The organism is Nocardia farcinica (assembly GCF_029867845.1).
Lineage (GTDB): Bacteria > Actinomycetota > Actinomycetes > Mycobacteriales > Mycobacteriaceae > Nocardia > Nocardia farcinica_A.
This window is the reverse complement of record NZ_JARWRU010001135.1, coordinates 1-1,041: the sequence shown is the minus strand read 5'-3', so window position 1 is coordinate 1,041 and position 1,041 is coordinate 1. Positions and strand designations below refer to the sequence as shown.

Here is a 1,041-nt window from a genome sequence, read left to right as displayed (position 1 = left end):
GCGGCCCCGCGCCCCCGCCCGCGGGGCGGGGGGCGGGGGGCCGCCGCCCCCCCCGCCCCCCCACGGCTCGTCGTGACCCGGTTCGGCGGGCACGGCGCACACCACTGCCCTAGATTCTGGTGCCATGCAGACCATCGACCTGCCCGCCCCCGACGGCACGATCCAGGCCGTGATCGCCCACCCCGACGGCGCGGGCCCCTGGCCGGGGGTGGTGATCGTGCACGACGCCATCGGTTTCGGCGAGGACGTCCGCGAGCACGTCACCATGCTCGCCGAACGCGGCTACCTGGCGATCGCGCCGAACCTGTTCTCCCGCGGCAAGACCCGCTGCATCCGGTCGGTGATGCGCGCGCTGTGGTTCACCGGCGGCCGCAACGACGGCGACAGCGTCCCGGTGCGCGACATCCTCGCCGCCCGCGACCACCTGCTCGCCGACCCGCGCTGCACCGGCCGCACCGCGGTCATCGGCTTCTGCATGGGCGGCGGTTTCGCCCTGCTGTGCGCACCACACGGCTTCGACGCCTCCGCCCCGTTCTACCCCGGCCTGTACGGCGACTTCCGCTCCCTGCTCGACGGCGCCTGCCCCATCGTCGCCAGCTACGCCGGCATCGACCCCTCTTTGATCGGCGCGGGTGAGAAACTACGCCGCTCCCTGATCGACCTGGGCGTCCCGCACGACATCAAGACCTACCCGAAGGCAGCCCACGGCTTCGCCAACACCTTCGCCGCCGAACCACTGCTGCGCGTCACCGGCCTCGGCTACGACGCCACCGCCACCGCCGACGCCTGGCAGCGCATCTTCACCTTCTTCGACCGGCACCTCACCGAGGAGCCTTCCCCGAATTGAATGTCCCCCGGACGAGCGGAAGGACCGGCCACACCCGGCACCCGACTGTCCCGCCGTTGAGCACCCCCGGCCTCAGGGCGCGGGCGTGGCCACCTCACCCGGCTCCTTGTCGATACGCAGACCCCGCCAGCTCGGATGCCGCAACCCCTCCGAGGTCGCCTCCCGATACTCGATGTCGGCGACCAGTTCCGGCC

Annotated in this window: 1 protein-coding gene and 1 pseudogene; one reads left to right on the top strand and one right to left on the bottom strand. The window is 72.7% G+C overall.

What is annotated here, in order from left to right:
* Window positions 1–124 precede the first annotated feature (124 nt).
* Window positions 125–847 (top strand): dienelactone hydrolase family protein, encoded by a 723-nt coding sequence (locus QH283_RS25320; protein ID WP_280505440.1) that lies wholly within the window; start codon window positions 125–127, stop codon window positions 845–847.
* Between the two features lie 72 nt (window positions 848–919).
* On the opposite strand, the pseudogene QH283_RS25315 reads toward QH283_RS25320, so the two are convergent.
* A pseudogene (locus QH283_RS25315) lies at window positions 920–1,041 on the bottom strand (ATP-dependent DNA ligase); the annotation flags it as partial.

Coding starts and splice junctions, on each gene's coding strand:
- QH283_RS25320 (WP_280505440.1), top strand. CDS start 125: ATGCAGACCATCGACCTGCCCGCCCCCGACGGCACGATCCAGGCCGTG.